Source organism: Staphylococcus sp. 231237_7MaSpsaltlick (assembly GCF_043107035.1).
Window position 1 is genome coordinate 1 of the sequence record NZ_JBICNX010000120.1, and the last position, 1462, is coordinate 1462.

Here is a 1462-nt window from a genome sequence, read left to right on the forward strand (position 1 = left end):
GATCAATATGTTCATTGTATAAATTTTCATAATCTTTAAGTATGTAATACTTATAATCTAGTTGGTGACCAAGTAATGAATGTTTCAAATTAAAAATCTCCTGTTTTATTTATTTCAAGTTATACTAAAATATTGAACTATTAAATAAGTCTTAATAACTCACTTGATTTTTAGTTTTTTCTAACAGCATGTCATTAAATAAATATAAAAGCTATCATTAGCACGCTGAGAAAGTGTCTAATTTGCACCGAAAGTACCATAGTAATACAATTGTTTACTATATTGCAAAATAAGATTGAACGCTGATCACTTACTATGCTTAAATGACTTAAGTACGGCTAACGGAACCATAGCAATGAAAATTGAAATTAAAATAAAAATTAATACTCCTAAAACATCCATCGCTATATTAATATCTGCATTTAATAACCATGTAATTTCCTTCAAAAATGTATCGTCTTTATATTTATCTATTAACCAATAACCAATTATACCGACTAAGAATATATCTCTAATATTATCAATCATCAATTTATTTTCTTCATATTTATTAGTATTTCTAGTTATTAAAGAGTATAACGCATTCGCTAAAACAGCCATAACTACTAAAACAAAATCATCTGCATTATAACCAAAGCTATTAATTAAAGCTAAGCATAGTGATATTAGAAACATTGCAACCACACATAATAAAGGTACCAAATTCTCAGTGATTTTATCCCATACTATCACTAAGAATGGTTTATAATTGTGTCTTAAAGATATTTTGTTAAAATATTTACTGAATTGTATAATTTGTATAAGAAATAATACAAAAATTACAGGCACAACAGTTTCTATGAGCATGACGGCAACAAATCGTGTTGGAATAAAATCTTTGATAATAGATAAGACAATAAAAATTATTGATAACATTGCAATACACATCGAAAAAATAATAAATATACAAATAAATTTATAAATTACTATACATACTTTATCAAAACTTTTAAATAAAAACCTCCAAATTTCACTCAAGAAATAGCATCCTTTCATAATAATGCTGATATTTTCATTTATTTATGTTGTAAATAACCAATAAATATTGGGTGTTTTAAAATAATTGATTCTTATTAGAATTCAAAATACCACATCTTGACCACACTAATCATTTAACTTAGTTAATAAATTCAACATATTGTGTAAATTATATATCAAAATACCACATATAAACCACCATAATTTTGAATTCGTACGTAATGTTATGAGTTCTTAAGTACTTAATACATACTAAGAATGCTGAAACGAAAGGATTTGACTTAATATAAATACAACCACTTTTATTGAAATGTTATCGGTTTTGCTAATAATAAGTTTATTATTAATATTAATTATACCTAATATAGCTAAACAATCCTCGCATATACAGACTAAGAGTTGTGAAGCACAGCTTAAAATGATAGATAGTCAAATTGAAGCCTAT

General features: G+C 24.8%; 1 protein-coding gene and 1 pseudogene. One reads left to right on the top strand and one right to left on the bottom strand.

Going from position 1 to position 1462, the window contains the following annotated elements; translation table 11 throughout:
- Positions 1-306 precede the first annotated feature (306 nt).
- On the bottom strand, positions 307-915 hold the full coding sequence (locus ACF91D_RS30265; protein WP_392438437.1) for a hypothetical protein: 609 nt from the start codon (positions 913-915) through the stop codon (positions 307-309).
- Positions 916-1327: 412 nt separating this feature from the next.
- On the opposite strand from ACF91D_RS30265, the pseudogene ACF91D_RS30270 reads away from it, so the two are divergent.
- Positions 1328-1462 (top strand): annotated as a pseudogene (locus ACF91D_RS30270) (competence type IV pilus major pilin ComGC); the annotation flags it as partial.